The organism is Streptomyces sp. NPDC047049, from assembly GCF_040643995.1.
Classification (GTDB): Bacteria; Actinomycetota; Actinomycetes; order Streptomycetales; family Streptomycetaceae; genus Streptomyces; species Streptomyces mooreae.
Map to the genome: position 1 here is coordinate 274391 of NZ_JBEYVM010000001.1, position 17675 is coordinate 292065.

Consider the following 17675-nt stretch of genomic DNA (forward strand, 5'->3'; position numbering starts at 1 on the left):
CCGGCATCATCGTGATGCCGGGCCCGTGCGCGCAAGGACGGCCTTGCGCGACAAAAAGCAGCCGTACGCGTGGGGACAGCCGCGAGGAGACTCGTTATGCCAGCGCCAGCCAGGCGGCGCCCGCGACGACCAGGAGGGCAACGATCACGCCGACGATGACGCCCACGCGGGGGCCGGCGGACTGCTGCGGGGCGGGGGCGCGGCGGCTGCCGGTCTGCGGGGTGCCGCCCTCGTCCACGAAGGCCCGGAACATCTGCGTGCTGCCGGCCGGGTCGTAGTTGCCGCCGGCCTGGTTCTGCGGGTTGGTCGCCATGGGGAAGGACCCTAGCGAACCGGGGGCCGGGGGGCACCCCTGGGGCGCGTATGAGGCGTCCGGGAAGGCGCCTACGGAGCGGGGTCGGGACGGGTACGGGGCGTGGACGGAGGCACGGGCGGGTCGTCTGGGGGTGTCCCGCTACCGGCCGGTATCGACCGGGGCCCCTCACCCGGTCGTCGACCTGCACCTTTGCGCGCCACGTCACCCCGATTGACCGATCCCCGGCGCAGACTTTTCGCTCCCTTTACTTCAACCCTGGACGATTTCGTTTGCCTTCAGCAACCAACTTGATTATGGTTGCCCCAAGCAACAAAAGATCGTGGATGCATGCGATGTGCACAAGGGATGGTGGAGGAGCCCGTGGCCGCCCACAGTCAGTACGAGGAACTGGCCAGGCAACTCAGCGCCATCGGTGCCGTCAAGCGCGAAATGGGGCGGATGCTGCCCCAGGAGTGCCCGCCCGCTTCGGCCGGGGTGCTCACCCTTCTCGACCGGCACGGTGAGATGCGGATGAGCCAGCTCGCCGAGCTGCTGGCCATCGACATGTCGGTGACCAGCCGGCATGTCGCCCATGCCGCCGAGCGCGGCTGGATCGAGCGGAAGCCCGATCCGGCGGACAAGCGGTCGCGGCTGCTGCGCCTGACGCCGAGCGGCAGAAAGCTCCTGGAGGAGCTCGCCGAGCGCTACACCGCAGCGCTCGCCCGGTACCTGGACGACTGGACCGACACCGACGTCGGACACCTCACCGAACTGCTCGCCAGGCTCCGTACGAGCTTCGGCGACTGCCGCCCCAGGGCGCATCACGACTCCACCACCCGTACACCCGCAGGATGAAAAGGAACCACATGGCTACGACCACACCAGCCGGTGTGCGGGGCGGCCACGCCAGGCACGGAGGCGGACACCACGCCTCCGGCGGAGCCCCTATGACGCACCGTCAGATCATGGAGGCGCTGTCCGGGCTGCTGCTCGGCATGTTCGTCGCCATTCTGTCGTCGACGATCGTCTCCAACGCGCTGCCCGAGATCATTCACGACCTCGACGGCGGACAGAGCGCCTACACCTGGGTCGTCACCGCCTCGCTGCTGGCGATGACCGCGACCACCCCGCTGTGGGGCAAGCTCTCCGACCTGTTCAGCAAGAAGCTGCTGGTGCAGTTCGCGCTGGTCATCTACGTCGCGGGGTCGGTCGTCGCGGGTCTGTCGCAGAACACCGGGATGCTGATCGCCTGCCGCGTGGTGCAGGGCATAGGCGTGGGCGGTCTGTCCGCCCTGGCCCAGATCGTGATGGCCGCGATGATCTCGCCGCGCGAGCGCGGCCGGTACAGCGGCTACCTCGGCGCCACCTTCGCCGTCGCCACCGTCGGCGGCCCGCTGCTCGGCGGCGTCATCACCGACACCGACTGGCTCGGCTGGCGCTGGTGCTTCTACGTCGGTGTGCCGTTCGCGCTCCTCGCGCTGATCGTGCTGCAGAAGACCCTGAAGCTGCCCGTCGTCAAGCGCGAGGGCGTCAAGGTCGACTGGGCGGGCGCCTTCTTCATCAGCGCGGCGGTCTCGCTGCTGCTGGTGTGGGTGACGCTGGCCGGTGACAAGTACGACTGGATGTCGTGGCAGACCGCCGCGATGGTCGGCGGCGCGGTCCTGCTCGGCGCGGTCTTCGTCTTCGTCGAGACCAAGGCCAAGGAGCCGATCATCCCGTTGCGGCTGTTCCGCAACAAGACGATCACCCTGGCGTCGGTGGCCTCGCTGTTCGTCGGTGTCGCGATGTTCACCGGCACCGTCTTCTTCAGCCAGTACTTCCAGCTGGCACGCGGCGAGTCGCCGACGATGTCCGGCGTCCTGACGATTCCGATGATCGGCGGCCTGTTCGTCTCGTCGACCGTCTCGGGCCAGGTCATCACCAGGACCGGCCGCTGGAAGGCCTGGCTGGTCGCCGGCGGCGCGCTGGTGACCGCGGGGCTCGGGCTGCTGGGCACCATCCGCTACGACACCGAGTACTGGCACATCGCGATCTTCATGGCCCTGATGGGCCTGGGCATCGGCATGATGATGCAGAACCTGGTGCTCGCCACGCAGAACCAGGTGGCCCCCGAAGACCTCGGCTCCGCCTCGTCCGTCGTGACCTTCTTCCGCTCGCTCGGCGGTGCGGTGGGCGTCTCGGCCCTCGGTGCGGTGCTCGCCAACCGCGTCACCCACTACGTCAAGGACGGTCTGGCCGGCCTCGGCCCCAAGGCCGCCAAGGCCGCCGCCCACGGCGCCGGCAACAGCGGCGGCGGCATCCCCGACCTGGACTCCCTCCCGGCGCCGCTGCGCACCGTCATGGAGAGCGCCTACGGTCACGGTGTCGGCGATGTGTTCCTCTACGCGGCGCCCTGCGCGCTGCTCGCCTTCCTCTTCACCCTGTTCATCAAGGAGGTCGCGTTGAAGACGCGTGGCGGACTGTCCCAGAGCGCGGAGAGCGCCCAGGCCGCGGGCAACCCGTCGGCCGCTCCGGCGGCGGATGCCGTCGTCCCGGACCTCGCCGTCGCCGCCGCGGCGCCCGGCGAGGAGCGCGAGCCCGCTCTGGTGGGTGCCCCGTCGGCGGCCCCCGACGACAACCCGCACACGCCGTCCTGGGCGCAGCCGGCCGCGGCCACCGCGACCCAGCCGCTGGCGGCGTACGCCTCGGCCGGCGGCGGTGACGCCCTCCCGACCGGTTCCGCGGTCCACGGCTTCGTCCGCAATGCGGAGGGCCACCCCGTACCGCGCTCCGCGGTGACGCTGATCTCGCTCAGCGGGCGTCAGCTGGGCCGCGCGGTCGCCCAGGCCAACGGCTCGTACGCGCTCGACGCCCCCGGCGCCGGCTCGTACGTGCTGATCGCCGCGGCCGACGGCCACCAGCCGCAGGCGTCCACGGTCGTCGTCGGCGACCAGCCCTACGGCTACGACATCCTGCTCAGCGGCACCAGCGGCCTCGGCGGCCTGGTCCGCAGCGCGGCCACCGGCCTGCCGGTCGAGGGCGCGATGGTCGTCGTCACCGACGTCCGCGGCGAGGTGCTGGCCACCGGAGCGACCGGCGCCGAGGGCTGCTTCGCCTTCGACGAGCTGGCGCCCGGCACCTTCACCGTCGCCGTGAACGCCCCGGGCCACCGCCCGGCCGCGCTGCCGGTCGAGATCGGCGGCCAGGGCACGACCCGGATCGAGATCGAGCTGCTGTCCGGCGCGCGGGTGCAGGGCATCGTGCGGGCCGGCGGCCCTGACGGCTCCCGGCCGCTGCCCGACGCACGGGTCACGCTGGTGGACGCGGCAGGCAATGTCGTGGCCACCTCGACGACCGGGGAGGACGGCGCCTACGCCTTCACCGACCTGGACGCCGGCGACTACACGGTCATCGCGAGCGGCTACCCGCCGGTCGCCACCGGCCTTGCGGTCGGTGCCGGCGGAGTCGACGGCTACGACGTCGAGCTCGCCCACCCCGAGGGCTGAAGCACCCCGGGCCCGGGGATTTCCCCCGGGAGCAATACCCCGGGCCGGGCGCGCGTTGAGCGGAGGCGCGTCCCGGCCCGGACCCCGGGGCTCCGGACGGCGGCGCTGCGCACAGGCAGGGGACGGCCTGCACGCCGCCGTCCGGAGCCCGACACTCCCTCACGTTCCCGGCGTCGCCGGAGCGGAGGGACCCCGACCAGGCAGGAAACAGGAGAGGCAATGACTTCGACGGGCGCGGGAGCTGCGGGCCTGCGGGCTCAGATCCGCACACGCGACGGCTGGGCGGTCCAGCACGCCGTACTGACCGTCACCGACATGACGGGCGCGCAGGTGCTGCGCGCGGCGGCGGACAACGAGGGCACCATCCGCAGCGCACAGCCGCTGCCCGCCGGCCCGTACACGGTCATCGTGACGGCCGTCGGCTATGCACCGGTCGCCTCCAGCGCGATCGTGACCGCGAGCGGCCGGATGGACGTCGGCAACGTCGTCCTGGCGCGGCAGGGCGGGGCCGAGCTGCCGCCGCCCGGCGCCTGGACCATCGACCCGATGCACTCGACGGTGGCCGCCGTCGCCCAGCACCTGGGGATCTCCAGCGTGCACGGCCGGTTCACCGAGTTCAGCGGCCGGATCGAGATCGCCGAGGACCTTGCCGCCTCGCGGGTCGAGGCGGCCATCAAGGCCACGTCCATCGACACCGGCAACGGGATGCGCGACGGGCACCTGCGCTCCGAAGACTTCCTGAACGTCGAGGAGTTCCCGGAGATCACCTACCGCAGCTCGGGCCTGGCACCGGCGGGCCCGGACCGCTGGACGGTGCACGGCGAGCTGTCGCTGCACGGTGTCGTCCGCCCGGTGGACCTCGACCTGAGCTACCTCGGCACCGGTCCCGACCCCTGGGGCGGGGTGCGCGCCGCCTTCCGCGCCACCGCGGAGCTGCGTCGCGAGGACTTCAAGATGAACTACAACCAGGTCGTCGCGGCCGGCATCGCGGCGATCGGCACCACACTCAAGGTCGAACTGGACATCCAGGCGGTGCAGGGGGAGAGCCTGCCGATGGGGTGAGGGCCCCGGGCGTGGGGGGGAGGTCCCGGAGCGTGGCGTGCGGGCCCGGGACGTGGCGTGCGGACCCGGAGTGGTCGTAAATCGCTTCTCCCGTCGGTCGTGGTGGGCGAAACTCGCCGGGACAGCGGGCAACGACTGCGCCGGCCGGCTCACCCGCCGCACCGGCGCCGACGGGAGGAGAGTCATGGCGCGACCCGAGGTCGGGGCGGCTTTACGCCGCTGTGCGCACTGCGGCGGATATGAGTACAGCGGTGCGCCCGGCTGCCGCGCCTGCGGCGAGCTGGTGGACCGCATCGTGGAAGACGAATGGTCCGCCTTTCTGCACCGGTGGGACGCCGGCGAGGACCAGGAGGCCACGCTCGCCGAGATGGTGGCGACGGAACCCGACCGCCACGACTGGCGGGTGGTGGATGCCGCGCTCGACAGACTGGTCTGCTCCGAATGCGGCGACCGGCTCAGCCGCGGCCCCGTCGGCTGCTCCGCCTGCGACCTGGCGCACGGATTCCGCTATGCCGCGATCGAGACGGACCGGCCGGGTGTCCCGGCGGGCAACGAACACGCCGTCCGGGTCAGTGTCTCGGTCGTGCGCCGGCCGCAGGGCGTTTCCGGCAATGAGCTCCTTGTCCGGCGCCTGGGCCTACCGGTGCTCCTGGTGGGTGTCCTGCCGACCACCGAAGAGGCTCAGCGGATGAGTGCCCTGGTCAAGAGCTATTCCGGGACGGCGAAGCCCTCCCTCGTGGAGCAGCTTCTCGAGGAAACGCTCTTGCGCCACCGCGGCGGCGGCCCTTCGGCCGGGTGATACGTCTCGACCGGGTGAGACGTCGTCATGAAGTCGCCGACGGCACGCGGGAGTTCCGCCGGCCGTTGCCGCCCGTGCCGTGGTGGGGGCACCAGCGGATCAGGAAGGGCGCGACCGGCGGAACCGGCCTTTCCCCTGCGGTGTCCTGGCAGGCATGGCAGAGCTTCTGTTCCTGATCCTGGCCGTGGCGCCGCTCGTGGCGCCCTGCGTGTTCGTGATCGCCGCCACGGCGCTCGCCTTACGGGCCTACCGGCGATTACCCGGCAGCGGGTGGCACCTGCCGGGCGTCGCGACGTGCGCGCTGGTCGTGGTCATGGCCGGTGCGGCGGCGCTCGGCGCGTACGCCTGGGGTGTGATGTCGGGGTTCTACGTCCTTGACCCGGATCAGATGTGTGCGGCGCTGGGAGCACCGGGCGATCACATCGTGACGCGGGAGACGCTGCCGGTCAGTGCGCAGTGCGTCACGTCGGACGGCGTGGGAACCGAGCTGGTACCGGGCTGGGTGAATCCCGTGGTCTTCCTGGGGCTCGCGCTGTTCGTGTCCGGCTTCGTGATGGGCATCCTCGCCGGTGTGCGCCGGCGCCGCGGCCGGCGGTGAAGCACCCCGCCGTGCCGCCGCCCCGCGCTGTGTGCACGTACCTCACGCGCCAGGCGGAGCGCCCTGAGACCGGTCCCGCATCGCCTCGATTCCCGCGATCTGGAGATCGAGGGCGAAGGCGAAGTCCCGGTTCAGCATGTCCACGGCACTGTGGCCCCGGCGGAGGTGGTCGGCCCGGGTGGCGGGTTCCAGCAGCCCGGCGAACTCCGGCCGGTCGGTGAGCGCGGCGACGACCTGTTCGAAGTAGTCGTCGAGGCTCATGCCCACGGCCCGGCAGCGGGCCTCGTGTGTGGCCCGGACCGTCGAGAAGCCGTAGACGAAGTGGAAGAGGGACGCCAGCGCGCCGGACATGTGGTCCGCGGCCAGGCCGCTGCGGCGCATCACCCGCTGGGTGGCGTGGGCAAAGGCCGTCGCATGCGGGCCGATGTTGAGGAACTCGCCCAGCAGCCGGGACGCCCAGGGGTGGCGCAGCAGCATGTCGCGATAGCCGACGGCGAGCGTGCGCAGCTGGTCGCGCCAGTCGGCACCGGAGTCCGACGGGTCGGGCAGGGTCATCTCGCCGACCACCGCGTCGACGGACAGTTCCAGCAGGTCGTCCTTGGTGTCGACGTACCAGTAGACGGACATCGCGGTGACGCCGAGCTCGGCGGCGAGCCTGCGCATCGAGAACTTCGACAGGCCGTCGGCGTCCAGCAGCCGGACCGTCGCCCCGACGATCTTGTCGAGGTCGAGTGCGGCCGGCTGCTCCGCCTTCCGTTTGAGCGGGGGCCGTTCGGTCAGCCAGACGCTGTTCGGCCGCTTTCCGGTGCGGTCGTCCGTCGCTGCCATGGCGCCCCTCCCTGTCCGGAGCGTCTTCGACGTCGTGGTGTCGTCGTCGCGGTCGGCTCCGGTGTCGTCATGCGAAGACGCCCTGGGGTGACGTCGTCGGCGTGGTCATCGGTGTCGTCGGCGGTGACGGCACGTATGGAGGCATACGTGCCGCCGGTACGCGCTGTTCACGCGCACCTGCCGAGCCGATGCTATTCCGCCGCGGCGATGGCCTGTCCTGCACCGGGAGCCGTGGCGGCCCGCCCCGCGTCCCCGCCGGTACGCTCCGCCCGGTGCAGCAGGACGGCGGCGAGCAGCCCGCCGAGGAACACCGCGGCCGCGCCGGCCAGCTGGCTGGTGCCGATGCCGGCCGCGAAGGCGTCGTGCACGGCGGCCCGTTCGGCACCCGTACGGGTCCGGGCGAGCGCGGCGGTAAGCGATCCGGTGCCCGCGGCGGCCGCCGGAAGCAGCGCCGCGAAACGGGAGTTGAGGACCGCACCGAGGGCGGCGACGCCGAGGCCCTGGCCGAATTCCATCAGGGTGCCGTTGACGCCGGCCCCCACGCCCGCCTTGGCCGGCGGGATCGCGGACATGATGGCGTTGGCCATCGTCGGCATGGCGAACGCGACACCGACCCCCATCACGACCAGGCCGCACAGCATGCCGCCGTAGTCGGCGCCGCCGAGCAGGGAGACGGCGGCGAGGCCGGCCGCGAGCAGCGACATCCCCGAAACGATCATTCCGGGGGTGCCGAGCCGGGTGATCAGACGGGCGCTCAGACCGGTGAAGTTGACCAGGATGACGGTGACGGCGAGCGGCGCCATCCGCAGACCGGCGTCCAACGGCCCGTAACCGAGGACCAGTTGGAGGTGCTGGGTGAGCAGGAACATCGAGCCGCCCATCCCGAAGGCGACGAGGATGCCGCCCGAGACGGCGCCGATGAACCGGCGGTTGCGGAAGAAGTGCATGTCGAGCATCGGGTGCGGGACGCGCAGCTCCCACAGCGCGAAGACGGCGAGCCCGGCGGCCCCGACGGCCGCGGAGATCAGCACCCGGCCGGAGAGCCAGCCGTACATCGGTCCGGAGATGATCGCGAAGACCACCCCGGCCATGCCGGTCATGGACAGCAGGGCGCCCGGCAGGTCGAGGGGGGTCCGCCCGGCCGGGGGCGCACCGGCCGCGGGGAGGGCGCCGCCGCGGCCGCCCGATTCGGGCACGAGGACGGCGACGGCCGCCAGCGCGAGCACCGCGACGGGCAGATTGACCAGGAACAGCGAGCCCCACCAGAAGTGGTCGAGCAGCGAACCGCCGATCAGCGGGCCGGCGGCGAAGCCGAGGGAGTTGACCGAGCTCCAGATGCCGATGGCGCGGGGGCGCTCCGCGTCGTCGAAGATCTGCATGACGACGGCGAGGGTGGTGGTCACCAGCAGGGCCCCGCCGATGCCCATACCGGCGCGTGCGGCGATGAGTTCGCCGGGGGACCCGGCGAGGGCGGCGCCGAGCGAGGCGGTCCCGAACAGCGCCAGGCCGACGATGAGCATCTTCTTGCGGCCGTAACGGTCGGCGGAGTTGCCCGCGGTGAGCAGCAGACCGGACTGGACCAGCGAATACGCGTTGATCATCCACTGGACGTCGGCGGTGGTCGCGCCCAGCTCCTCGGTGAGGGAGGGGATCGCGACGTTCAGGACGGTGTTGTCGAGGACGACCGTCAGCTGGGCGAGGCAGATGACGGCGAGGATCAGCCAGCGGGCGGCGGGCCGGCCCGGTGGCTCAAGAGTGGCGAGGGTGGCGTCGGAGGCCACGGAGGACATACGGGCTCCCTGTACGGCGCGAGCGGAGATTTACACCGTACAGGGATGGCTATACGCCGTACATTTGTTTTTCGGCTGAACGGGGCGGGGCCCCGGGGGGCGGGGCCCGAGGGGAGGGGGGCCGGGGGACGGTCTCGCCGGCCATGCCCCCGGGGCCCCGCCCCCCGGGTCACGCCTTCCGGGTCAGGTCGTAGAAGGTGGCGCTGCCCACGGTGACCTTCTTGAAGGTCTTCTCCACCCAGGAAGTGATCTTCGACGAGTCACCTCGGCCGCCGCCGGGGCCGCCCTTGCCGACGCCCCTGCCGATGACGGGGCCGCCCGTGCCGCCACCGAAGCCGCCGGGACCGCCGCCGGGACCGCCGGGACCGCCGCGTCCGCCCCGGCCGCCCTCCCCGCCCGCGATGAAGTAGTGGATCTTCCCCGCCGCTACCTCCTTCTTGAACCGGGCAAGGGTCGGCGAGGGGTCGCTCCCGTTGAAGCCGCCGATCGCCATCACCGGTTTCCCGGTGGCGAGTTGGTAGCTCGCGGCGTTCTGCGAGCCGATCGCCGCCGCGGCCCAGGTGTAGTGGTCCGCGTCCTTCTCCACCAGCGTCTTGGCCTTGGCACTCACCGTGCTGCCGTTGAGCAGACCCCCCATGGCGCCCCTACCGCCCATGCGCCCGGCACCCCGTTCGCCGAAGGCGCCCGGACCGCCCGGACCGGGGCCCTGATGGTTGCCCCGGGCTCCGCCCATGCCCTGGCCGCCCTGCGCCATGCCGCGGCCCGTGGCCTTGCCCTTGCCCTGGCCACCCGGCATGGCTCCGTTGGTGCCGCGCCACATGCCGGGCCGCCCGCCACCGGGGAAGCGGCCGCCGGGCCCGCCCATGCCGCCACGCACCGTGGGCCCCGCGGTGATGATCGACCCGCCCTTGGGCGTGTTGACCGTCTGGAGCGTGTACGCGACCGGACCGGCCAGCGCCGTCGCCACCCCGAGCCCGCCCACCAGCACCGCGAGGCGTCGGCCCGTCCGCCGCGGGGCGCGGTCCGGCGCTCCGTGACTCGCCGGTTCTCCATGCTTCGCGGGCTCTCCGTCCTGCGCCTGCTCCGCGTCCTTCGCAGGGGCTCCCGCCCACACCGGCACCAGCAGCCCCAGCACCGACAGCGCCCCGAGGGCCACCACCGTCCAGCGCAGCCACGGCAGCCAGTCCGGCGAGCGGTCCAGCAGCACATACGACCATCCGGCGGTCACCGCGACCGTCCCGGCCAGTACGAGCGCGGCGCTCCGCCCGCCGCGCCGCCACCACAGCGTCGCCCCCATCCCGACCAGCGCCGCGAGGTACGGGGCCAGCGCGATGTTGTAGTACTGATGGAAAATCCCGGACATGAAGCTGAAGATCGCGAAGGTCATCAGCAGGGCGCCGCCCCACACCAGGAACTCCGCCCGCTGACCGGCCTGTTCGGCATCGGTCGCGCGCCGGGCCCGCCGCAGCACCCACACGCTCGCGACCAGCAGGATCAGCGCGGCCGGCAGCAGCCACGAGATCTGCCCGCCCATGTCGGACGAGAACAGCCGGGTGATCCCGGTCTGCCCCCAGCCGCCGCCATGACCACCGCGGCCGCCCCCGCCGACGCTGCCGGTCTCATTGCCGCTGATCCGCCCGAAGCCGTTGTAGCCGAAGGTCAGCTCCAGGAAGCTGTTGTGCTGCGAGCCGCCGATGTACGGGCGCGAGGACGCCGGCCACAGCTCGACGATCGCCACCCACCAGCCGCCGGACACCACGACCGCCAGCCCGGCGAGCAGCAGCTGCCCCAGCCGCCGGCGCAGCGCGACCGGCGCACAGCAGGCGTAGACGACGGCGAGGCCCGGCAGGATCAGCCACGCCTGCAGCGTCTTGGTGAGGAACCCCAGACCGAAGCAGACACCGGCCAGCACCAGCCACTTCGTACGGCCGTCCGCGAGCGCCCGCAGGACGGCGGCGATCGCACAGACCATCAGCAGGCACAGCAGCGCATCGGGGTTGTTGAACCGGAACATCAGTGCCGCGACCGGCGTCACGGCCAGCGCCCCGCCGGCCAGCAGCCCCGCCCCGGCACCGAACCGACGCCGTACGGCCCCGTGGAGCACCCCGACCGTCGCCACACCCATCAGCGCCTCGGGCACCAGGATCGCCCACGAACTGAGCCCGAAGAGCCGTACGGACAGCGCCATCGGCCACAGCGCGGCCGGCGGCTTGTCGACGGTGATGGAGTTCGCCGCGTCGGAGGAGCCGAAGAAGAACGCCTTCCAGCTCTCGCTGCCGGCCTGTACGGCGGCCGAGTAGAACTGGTTGGCGTAACCGGAGGCGGACAGGCTCCAGAGGTAGAGCACGGCTGTGACCAGCAACAACGCCAGCAGCGCGGGGCGCGCCCAGCGCGGAGAGGCACCGGGGTCCGGCGCCGCCGGGGAAGCGGCGGCCGGGCCCGGCGGCCCGCCCCGCGGCGTGGACGGGGGCCGGTACGACGGCTGGGCCGGCGTAGCGGGCGGGTGCGGGGTCATCGAGTGCTCCTGGTCAGGTCGTGGTGATCGGGCGCATCGTGCGAAGGGTGCCGCCGCGGTCCGTCGGCGTCGTCGCGCCGCTCGCGGTCCGGGAAGACCCAGCCGCGGAAGAGCAGGAACCGCAGGACGGTCGCCGCGAGGTTGGCGGCCACCAGCACCGCGAGTTCGGTGCCGTGCGAGGCGTCGCCGCCGGCGGCTGCGAGGGCGGCCAGGGACCCGCTGGTCAGCGCCAGCCCGATGGCGAAGACCACCAGCCCCTGAGCCTGGTGCCGCACGGCCCGGTCGCGGCCCCGCACCCCGAAGGTCAGCCGCCGGTTGGCGGCCGTATTGGCCAGCGCCGACAGCAACAGCGCCACGGCATTGGCGGCTTGGGGCCCCACCCCCAGCCGGAAGGCCGAGTACAGGCCGAGGTAGAGCAGGGTGCTGAGGCCGCCGACGGCACAGAAGCCGACCAGCTGACGGGCCAGGCCGCCCGGCACCCCGGACAGCTCACGGTCCCGCGGGTCGTCCCCGAACGGCCGGGCGAGCCGGTCCAGCGGCAGTCCACCGGTCGCCAGCGCCCGCCCCACCCGCCATACGCCCTTGAGGTCGTCGGCGGCCGTCCGCACCAGCTGAACGGTGCTGTCCGGGTCGTCGACCCAGTCCACCGGCACCTCGTGGATCCGCAGGCCGGCCCGCTCCGCGAGCACCAGCATCTCGGTGTCGAAGAACCATCCGGTGTCCTCGACCATCGGCAGCAGCCGCGCGGCGACATCGCCGCGGACGGCCTTGAACCCGCACTGGGCGTCGGAGAAGCGTGCGGCGAGCGAGCCGCGCAGGATGAGGTTGTACATCCGCGAGACGAACTCCCGCTTCGGGCCGCGCACCACCCGCGCGCTGCGGCTGAGCCGGGAGCCGATCGCCAGATCCGAGTGCCCGGAAATCAGCGGCGCGACCAGTGGCAGCAGCGCGTTGAGGTCCGTGGACAGATCGACGTCCATATAGGCCAGCACCGGCGCCTCGGAGAGCGACCACACGGTGCGCAGCGCCCGCCCGCGCCCCTTCTGCTCCAGCCGTACCGCCGTGACCTCGTCGATCGCGTCGTCGAGCAGGGCGGCGACCTCCGGCGTACGGTCCGTGCTCGCGTTGTCGGCAATGGTGATGCGGAAGCCGTACGGGAAGGTGCGGGCGAGGTGGTCGTGCAGCCGCCGCACACAGGGCTCCAGGTCGCGCTCCTCGTTGTGGACCGGGATCACCACATCGAGGACGGTCGCGATCTGACCGAGCCGCAGATGCTCGCGCGGCGGGAGGGAACCCCACGGTGTGCGGGGCGGCTGTGTCGTCGTCATGCCTACGACATTCGCCGCCCGCGCTGTCACGGCGGTGTGCTGAGCCTGTGTCCTGGCTGTGAGGCGGACGGTGTTCCCGGGGCAGCCGGTGCCTACGAGGCAACAGGCCCTCTGGGGACGGCCGGTGCCTAACAGCCGGTGCCTACGGGACAGCCGGTGCCTACGGGACAGCCGCCGTCGTCGGCAGCCTCACCGTGAAGACCGTCCGCCCCGGCACACTGCTCACCCCGACCGTGCCTCCGTGCGCGGAAACCACCGCCTGCACGATGGCGAGGCCGAGGCCCGTACTCCCGGCGGCCCGCGACCGCGAGGCATCGCCCCGCGCGAACCGCTCGAAGACATGCGGCAGGAGCGCGGCCGGAATACCGGGCCCGTCGTCCTGCACCTCCAGCTCGACGACGTGAGCGACGAGGTCACGCCGCCCGGCAGGAGCGCCACCGGCGTCGGAGCGGGCGTCCGCAGGAACGGCAACGGCGGCACCGGCCCCGTCACCGGCAGCGGGGAGAGCGGCCATACGACGGGCAGCGCGCACCCTGGCCGTCACCGTCGTGCCCTCGGGCGTATGCGTGCGGGCGTTGGCCAGCAGATTCACCAGGATCTGGTGCAGCCGCCCGCCATCGCCGTGGACCAGCGCGGGCTCATCGGGCAGCTCCAGCCGCCACCGGTGACCGGGCCCCGCCACCTGCGCATCGCTGACGGCGTCCACCACCAGCGGCGACAGATCCGTGGTCGCGTACGACAGCGGGCGCCCGGAATCGAGCCGGGCGAGCAGCAACAGGTCCTCCACCAGCCCCGTCATCCGCTCCGCCTCCGACTCGATCCGTCCCAGGGCGTGCCGGGTCTCCGGGCCCGGCCGCTCCCGCCCGCGCCGGGTCAGCTCGGCATAGCCGCGGATCGACGCCAGCGGCGTACGCAGCTCATGGCTGGCGTCGGCGACGAACTGCCGCACCCGCGTCTCGCTCTCCTGGCGGGCCGAGAGCGCCGAGCCGACATGCCCCAGCATCCGGTTGAGCGCCGCACCGACCTGCCCCACTTCCGTCCGGCCGTCCGATTCGGAGGCCGGCACCCGGACATGCAGCGCCACCTCGCCCTGGTGCAGGGGGAGTTCGGACACGTGGGTGGCGGTGGCGGCGACCCGGCGCAACGGGCGCAGGGCGATGCCGACCATGGTGGAACCGGCGATACCGGCCGCGATCAGCCCGGCGACCGTCACGCATTCCTCGATGACCACCAGTTGGCTGACCGTGTCCTGCACATTGCCGAGCGGCAGACCGAGCGCCAGTGAGCCGTCCTTGGTGGACACCACCCGGTAGTCACCGAGGCCGGGCAGCTCGGCGGTGTGCGGTCTGCCGTCCCGCGGTACGTTCAGCGCCGCCACCTGTGCCCCGGACAGCGGCGACAGCCGGTCCTCGGGCAGCCGGTTGGTCGCATTGCTCAGAATGGCACCCTCATAGGCCATGCCGTCGGGCCCGAACCGCGCCCCCACCGTCTTCAGCGGCTGGCCGCCCATCGCCACAAAATCCAGCCCCTGCATACGCCGCGGGTCATGCGGCCGCGGCTGCTGGGCATGGAGGGCGAAAGCCAGCAGCTGCCGGTCCAACTGACGTTGCAGGTAGTCGTGCAGCGCAATGGTCGTGACCGTGCCGATGACGGCCCCGACGACAGCGATCAGCGCCACCGCCGACACGACGAGACGAGTCCGGAGCGACCAGCGGCGGCGGGGGGTGGGGGCCGGGGTGGTCGGCTTTGCCGGTATGGCGCGGCCGGCAGGGGTGGCGGGGGTTGCCGAGGTACCTGGGGTGGCGGGGGCGGCCGAGGAATCCGGACCGGCAGCTGGACCGGCCAAGGCACCGGCACCGGCCGACGCATCCGGCCCGGTCGGCCTCGCAGCCACCGGGTTTCGTGTGTGCGGCACCGGCCTACCCGCCCGGCTTGATGAGGTAGCCCGCGCCCCGCCGCGTGTGGATCATCGGCGTCCGCCCCGCGTCGATCTTCCGCCGCAGGTAGGAGATGTACAGCTCCACGACGTTGGCCTGGCCGCCGAAGTCGTAGCTCCAGACCCGGTCGAGGATCTGGGTCTTGCTCAGCACCCGCCGCGGATTGCGCATCAGATAGCGCAGCAACTCGAACTCGGTGGCGGTCAGATGGATCTCCTGGCCGTCCCGCCACACCTCATGGCTGTCCTCGTCGAGCACCAGATCGCCCACCGTCAGCCGCGACTCGCTCCGGGCCGCGGCCGCCCCGGCCCGGCGGAGCAGCCCCCGCAGCCTGGCCACCACCTCTTCCAGGCTGAAGGGCTTGGTGACATAGTCGTCGCCGCCCGCCGTCAGCCCGGCGATCCGGTCCTCGACCGCGTCCTTGGCGGTCAGGAACAGCACCGGTACGTCCGGCAGTTCCCGCCGCAACCGCCCGAGCACCGTCAGCCCGTCCATGTCCGGCAGCATCACATCGAGCAGCACCGCATCCGGCCGCCAACTACGGGCACAGCGCAGCGCTCCCGCCCCGTCCCCTTCCGAGCGGATGTCCCAGCCCTCGTAACGCAGGGCGAGGGACAACAGGTCGGCGAGCGAGGACTCGTCGTCCACGACCAGCACCCGCAGCGGACTGCCGTCGGGCCGCGACAACGCCGGCTGCTTCTCGGGCGCGCCCCTGGAGGACGAGCCGGTAGCCGGGATACGAAACGACGCTTGGGACGACGAAGTCACGGTCATGCCCATGATCCTGACCCGCCCCCGTGAGAGCTCCCTTGCGCCTTTCTGTGAATCTCCTGAGAATCCCCCGTGCTCCCCCCTCCGAAGCGTCTGCCCCGGGTCCCGGACCTCGTCCGGCGCCACTGAGCGAGGCCCTTGACCGAGGCCATCGAGCGAGGCCCCGCGCGGCCCATGACCGACCTGGGCCGCCCCCCGCGCGGCCCAGGTCCATCACCCTTCGATCACCACTTCCTCAGCATCGCACCCCCCACTGACAATCGCCCTGACCAGCACATTCGCAGCCCTGCACCCACCCCTATACCGTCACCGCATGAGACTCCTCGCCCTCTCCGGCAGTCTGCGTGCGCGCTCCTCCAACGGCGCGGTGCTGCGCTCCGCGCTCGCCTTCTGGGACGGCCCGACCGCCATTGCGGACATCGGCGCCCTCCCGCACTTCAACCCCGATCTGGACGGCGAGGACGCCACCCCCACCGCACCCGTCGCCGCCCTGCGCGCCCAGGTCGCGACGGCCGACGCCCTGCTCGTCGTCAGCCCCGAGTACGCGCACGGCGTGCCCGGCGTCCTCAAGAACGCCCTCGACTGGCTGGTCAGCAGCGGCGAATGCGTCTCGAAGCCGGTCGCGGTGATCACCGCCTCGCCGTTCCCCACCGGCGGCGACCACGCCAACGCCCAGCTCCGCGAGATCCTGCGCATGATGTCCGGCGAGGTCATCCAGGCCGCCTGCCGCGAAATCCCCGCCATCGGCCCGAAGACCGACCCCACTACGGAACGCGTGACGGACGAGGCCACCCTCTCCGGACTACGCGCGGCCCTGTCCCATCTGGCGGCAGCCACCGGCACAGCCGCATCCGACCCCGAATCCGAACCCGCAGCCACATCCGAACCCGCACCCACACCGACAGCCGACCCCGCATCCACAGCCGCCGCCCCGCACCCGTCCGCACGGCCCTGAACGCGGCGCCGAACCCGTCCCGTACACAGCTCAGAAGCCCCTGAGCACCCCAGGGACACGCAGCGCCGCCAGGAGGGGCCAGCGGCCTCACACCCCGAACAACCGGGCCGCATTCCCGTAACAGACGCCCCGCAGCCACTCCTCGCCCAGCTCCAGCCGGTCAAGCGCCTCCAGCGCATGCGCGTACCCATAGGGGATGTTGGGAAAGTCGCTGCCGAACAGCACCCGGTCGCCGAGGTCGGTGAGCCGGTGGCGTTCGGCCCGCGGGAACGGCGCCCGCTGCTCGGAGAAGTCCGTGAAGACCATCGTCGTATCGAGGTGTACGCCCGGATAGCGCTGCGCCAGGTCCAGGAAATCGGCGTACTCCGGCATCCCCATGTGCGCGATGATCAGTCGCAGCCGGGGATGGCGGGCCAGCAGCCGCCCGATCGGCTCGGGCCCGGTGTGTTTGCGCGGCGCCGGGTCCGACCCGCAGTGGATCACCACCGGCACACCGGCCTCCGCGAGGGCGCCCCACACGGAGTCGAGCAGTGCATCGGTCGGGTCGTAACCGCCCACCTGCACATGCGCCTTGAAGACCCGCGCCCCACCGTCCAGTTCGTCCCGCACATACGCCGCGGCGCCGTCCTCCGGAAAGAAGGTCGCGGTCCGCAGGCAGTCCGGCGTACGGGAGGCGAAGTCGGCCGCCCAGCCGTTCAGCCACTGCGCCATATCCGGCTTGTGCGGATAGATCATCGACGTGAACGCCCGTACCCCGAAGCCCCGCAGCAGCGCCAGCCGCTCGTCCTCCTCGAACCGGTACGTGATCGGCCACGCCCGGCCCACCAGCGGACCGGCCGCGTCGAAGTACGCCCAGACCTTCGCCAGCACCCGCTCGGGCATGAAGTGCGTATGCACATCGATCAGCCCCGGCAGCCCCAACTCCCGCCAGAACGCGCCGACCCGCTCTTCACCCTCCACCACGCCGGGCCCCTCCCCGTACGGTTCCGACCACTACGTTTCCGACCGGCCCACTACGGTCCCGACCGCTACCGTTCCGGCCACTACACCCGCGGTCGGAACGCCGCCCCCGCCGCGAGCCGGCCCCTCCACCACGAGCAGGCACGACACGCCCAGCCGACGCACACACCAACGCCCACGCGAAGCGCACCCAGCCGACGCCAACTACGCCCGGCCCACGCGAACCCCAACGCACGCAGCCGACGCCAACTCACCCATCCGCCGACTCACGCTGACCGGCCCAACGCGCCCAGCCAACACAGCCGGTTACCGCGCCCCGACCTACCTGCACACAGCATCTAAACGCCCCCAC

General features: G+C 72.2%; 14 protein-coding genes. 6 read left to right on the top strand and 8 right to left on the bottom strand.

What is annotated here, in order from left to right:
- Nucleotides 1-94 precede the first annotated feature (94 nt).
- Nucleotides 95-313, bottom strand: a complete 219-nt coding sequence (locus tag ABZ851_RS01330) for a hypothetical protein (protein ID WP_361120465.1) — start codon at nt 311-313, stop codon at nt 95-97.
- Between the two features lie 363 nt (nt 314-676).
- Between ABZ851_RS01330 and ABZ851_RS01335 the strand changes: the two genes are divergently transcribed.
- From ABZ851_RS01335 to ABZ851_RS01355, 5 genes are all read left to right on the top strand, one after another.
- On the top strand, nt 677-1150 hold the full coding sequence (locus tag ABZ851_RS01335) for a MarR family transcriptional regulator (RefSeq protein WP_361120468.1): 474 nt from the start codon (nt 677-679) through the stop codon (nt 1148-1150).
- Between the two features lie 11 nt (nt 1151-1161).
- Complete coding sequence (locus tag ABZ851_RS01340) at nt 1162-3780, top strand: MFS transporter (protein WP_361120471.1); 2619 nt, start codon at nt 1162-1164, stop codon at nt 3778-3780.
- Between the two features lie 219 nt (nt 3781-3999).
- Nucleotides 4000-4842, top strand: coding sequence for a YceI family protein (locus tag ABZ851_RS01345; RefSeq protein ID WP_361120474.1), 843 nt, complete (start codon nt 4000-4002; stop codon nt 4840-4842).
- A 184-nt stretch (nt 4843-5026) separates the two neighbouring features.
- Nucleotides 5027-5641, top strand: coding sequence for a hypothetical protein (locus ABZ851_RS01350; RefSeq protein ID WP_361120477.1), 615 nt, complete (start codon nt 5027-5029; stop codon nt 5639-5641).
- 154 nt (nt 5642-5795) lie between these two features.
- The gene (locus tag ABZ851_RS01355) at nt 5796-6239 is read left to right on the top strand and encodes a hypothetical protein (protein ID WP_361120480.1); all 444 of its coding nucleotides are present in this window, start codon (nt 5796-5798) and stop codon (nt 6237-6239) included.
- Nucleotides 6240-6281: 42 nt separating this feature from the next.
- On the opposite strand, the gene ABZ851_RS01360 is transcribed toward ABZ851_RS01355, so the two are convergent.
- The 6 genes from ABZ851_RS01360 to ABZ851_RS01385 form a co-directional block, all read right to left on the bottom strand.
- Nucleotides 6282-7067: a TetR/AcrR family transcriptional regulator gene (locus ABZ851_RS01360; protein WP_361120483.1), complete on the bottom strand. Its 786-nt coding sequence runs from the start codon at nt 7065-7067 to the stop codon at nt 6282-6284.
- Between the two features lie 191 nt (nt 7068-7258).
- Nucleotides 7259-8857 carry an MFS transporter gene (locus ABZ851_RS01365; RefSeq protein ID WP_361120486.1) on the bottom strand — a complete coding sequence of 533 codons (1599 nt, stop codon included), beginning with the start codon at nt 8855-8857 and terminating at the stop codon, nt 7259-7261.
- 169 nt (nt 8858-9026) lie between these two features.
- Nucleotides 9027-11372 (bottom strand): glycosyltransferase family 39 protein, encoded by a 2346-nt coding sequence (locus tag ABZ851_RS01370; RefSeq protein WP_361120489.1) that lies wholly within the window; start codon nt 11370-11372, stop codon nt 9027-9029.
- Complete coding sequence (locus ABZ851_RS01375; RefSeq protein WP_361120492.1) at nt 11369-12700, bottom strand: dolichyl-phosphate beta-glucosyltransferase; 1332 nt, start codon at nt 12698-12700, stop codon at nt 11369-11371. Before ABZ851_RS01375 ends, ABZ851_RS01370 begins: the two co-directional genes overlap by 4 nt.
- Before the next feature lie 160 nt (nt 12701-12860).
- Nucleotides 12861-14456: an ATP-binding protein gene (locus ABZ851_RS01380; RefSeq protein ID WP_361121754.1), complete on the bottom strand. Its 1596-nt coding sequence runs from the start codon at nt 14454-14456 to the stop codon at nt 12861-12863.
- Nucleotides 14457-14619: 163 nt separating this feature from the next.
- Entirely contained in the window at nt 14620-15411 is a 792-nt protein-coding gene (locus ABZ851_RS01385; RefSeq protein ID WP_361120495.1) for a response regulator transcription factor, read from the bottom strand.
- A gap of 310 nt (nt 15412-15721) precedes the next feature.
- Here ABZ851_RS01385 and ABZ851_RS01390 point away from each other — a divergent pair, with 310 nt between their 5' ends.
- Complete coding sequence (locus ABZ851_RS01390; protein WP_361120498.1) at nt 15722-16363, top strand: NAD(P)H-dependent oxidoreductase; 642 nt, start codon at nt 15722-15724, stop codon at nt 16361-16363.
- A gap of 87 nt (nt 16364-16450) precedes the next feature.
- On the opposite strand, the gene ABZ851_RS01395 is transcribed toward ABZ851_RS01390, so the two are convergent.
- A complete protein-coding gene (locus ABZ851_RS01395) occupies nt 16451-17326 on the bottom strand; it encodes an amidohydrolase family protein (RefSeq protein ID WP_361120501.1) in 876 nt (291 codons plus the stop codon).
- Between the last annotated feature and the right edge of the window lie 349 nt (nt 17327-17675).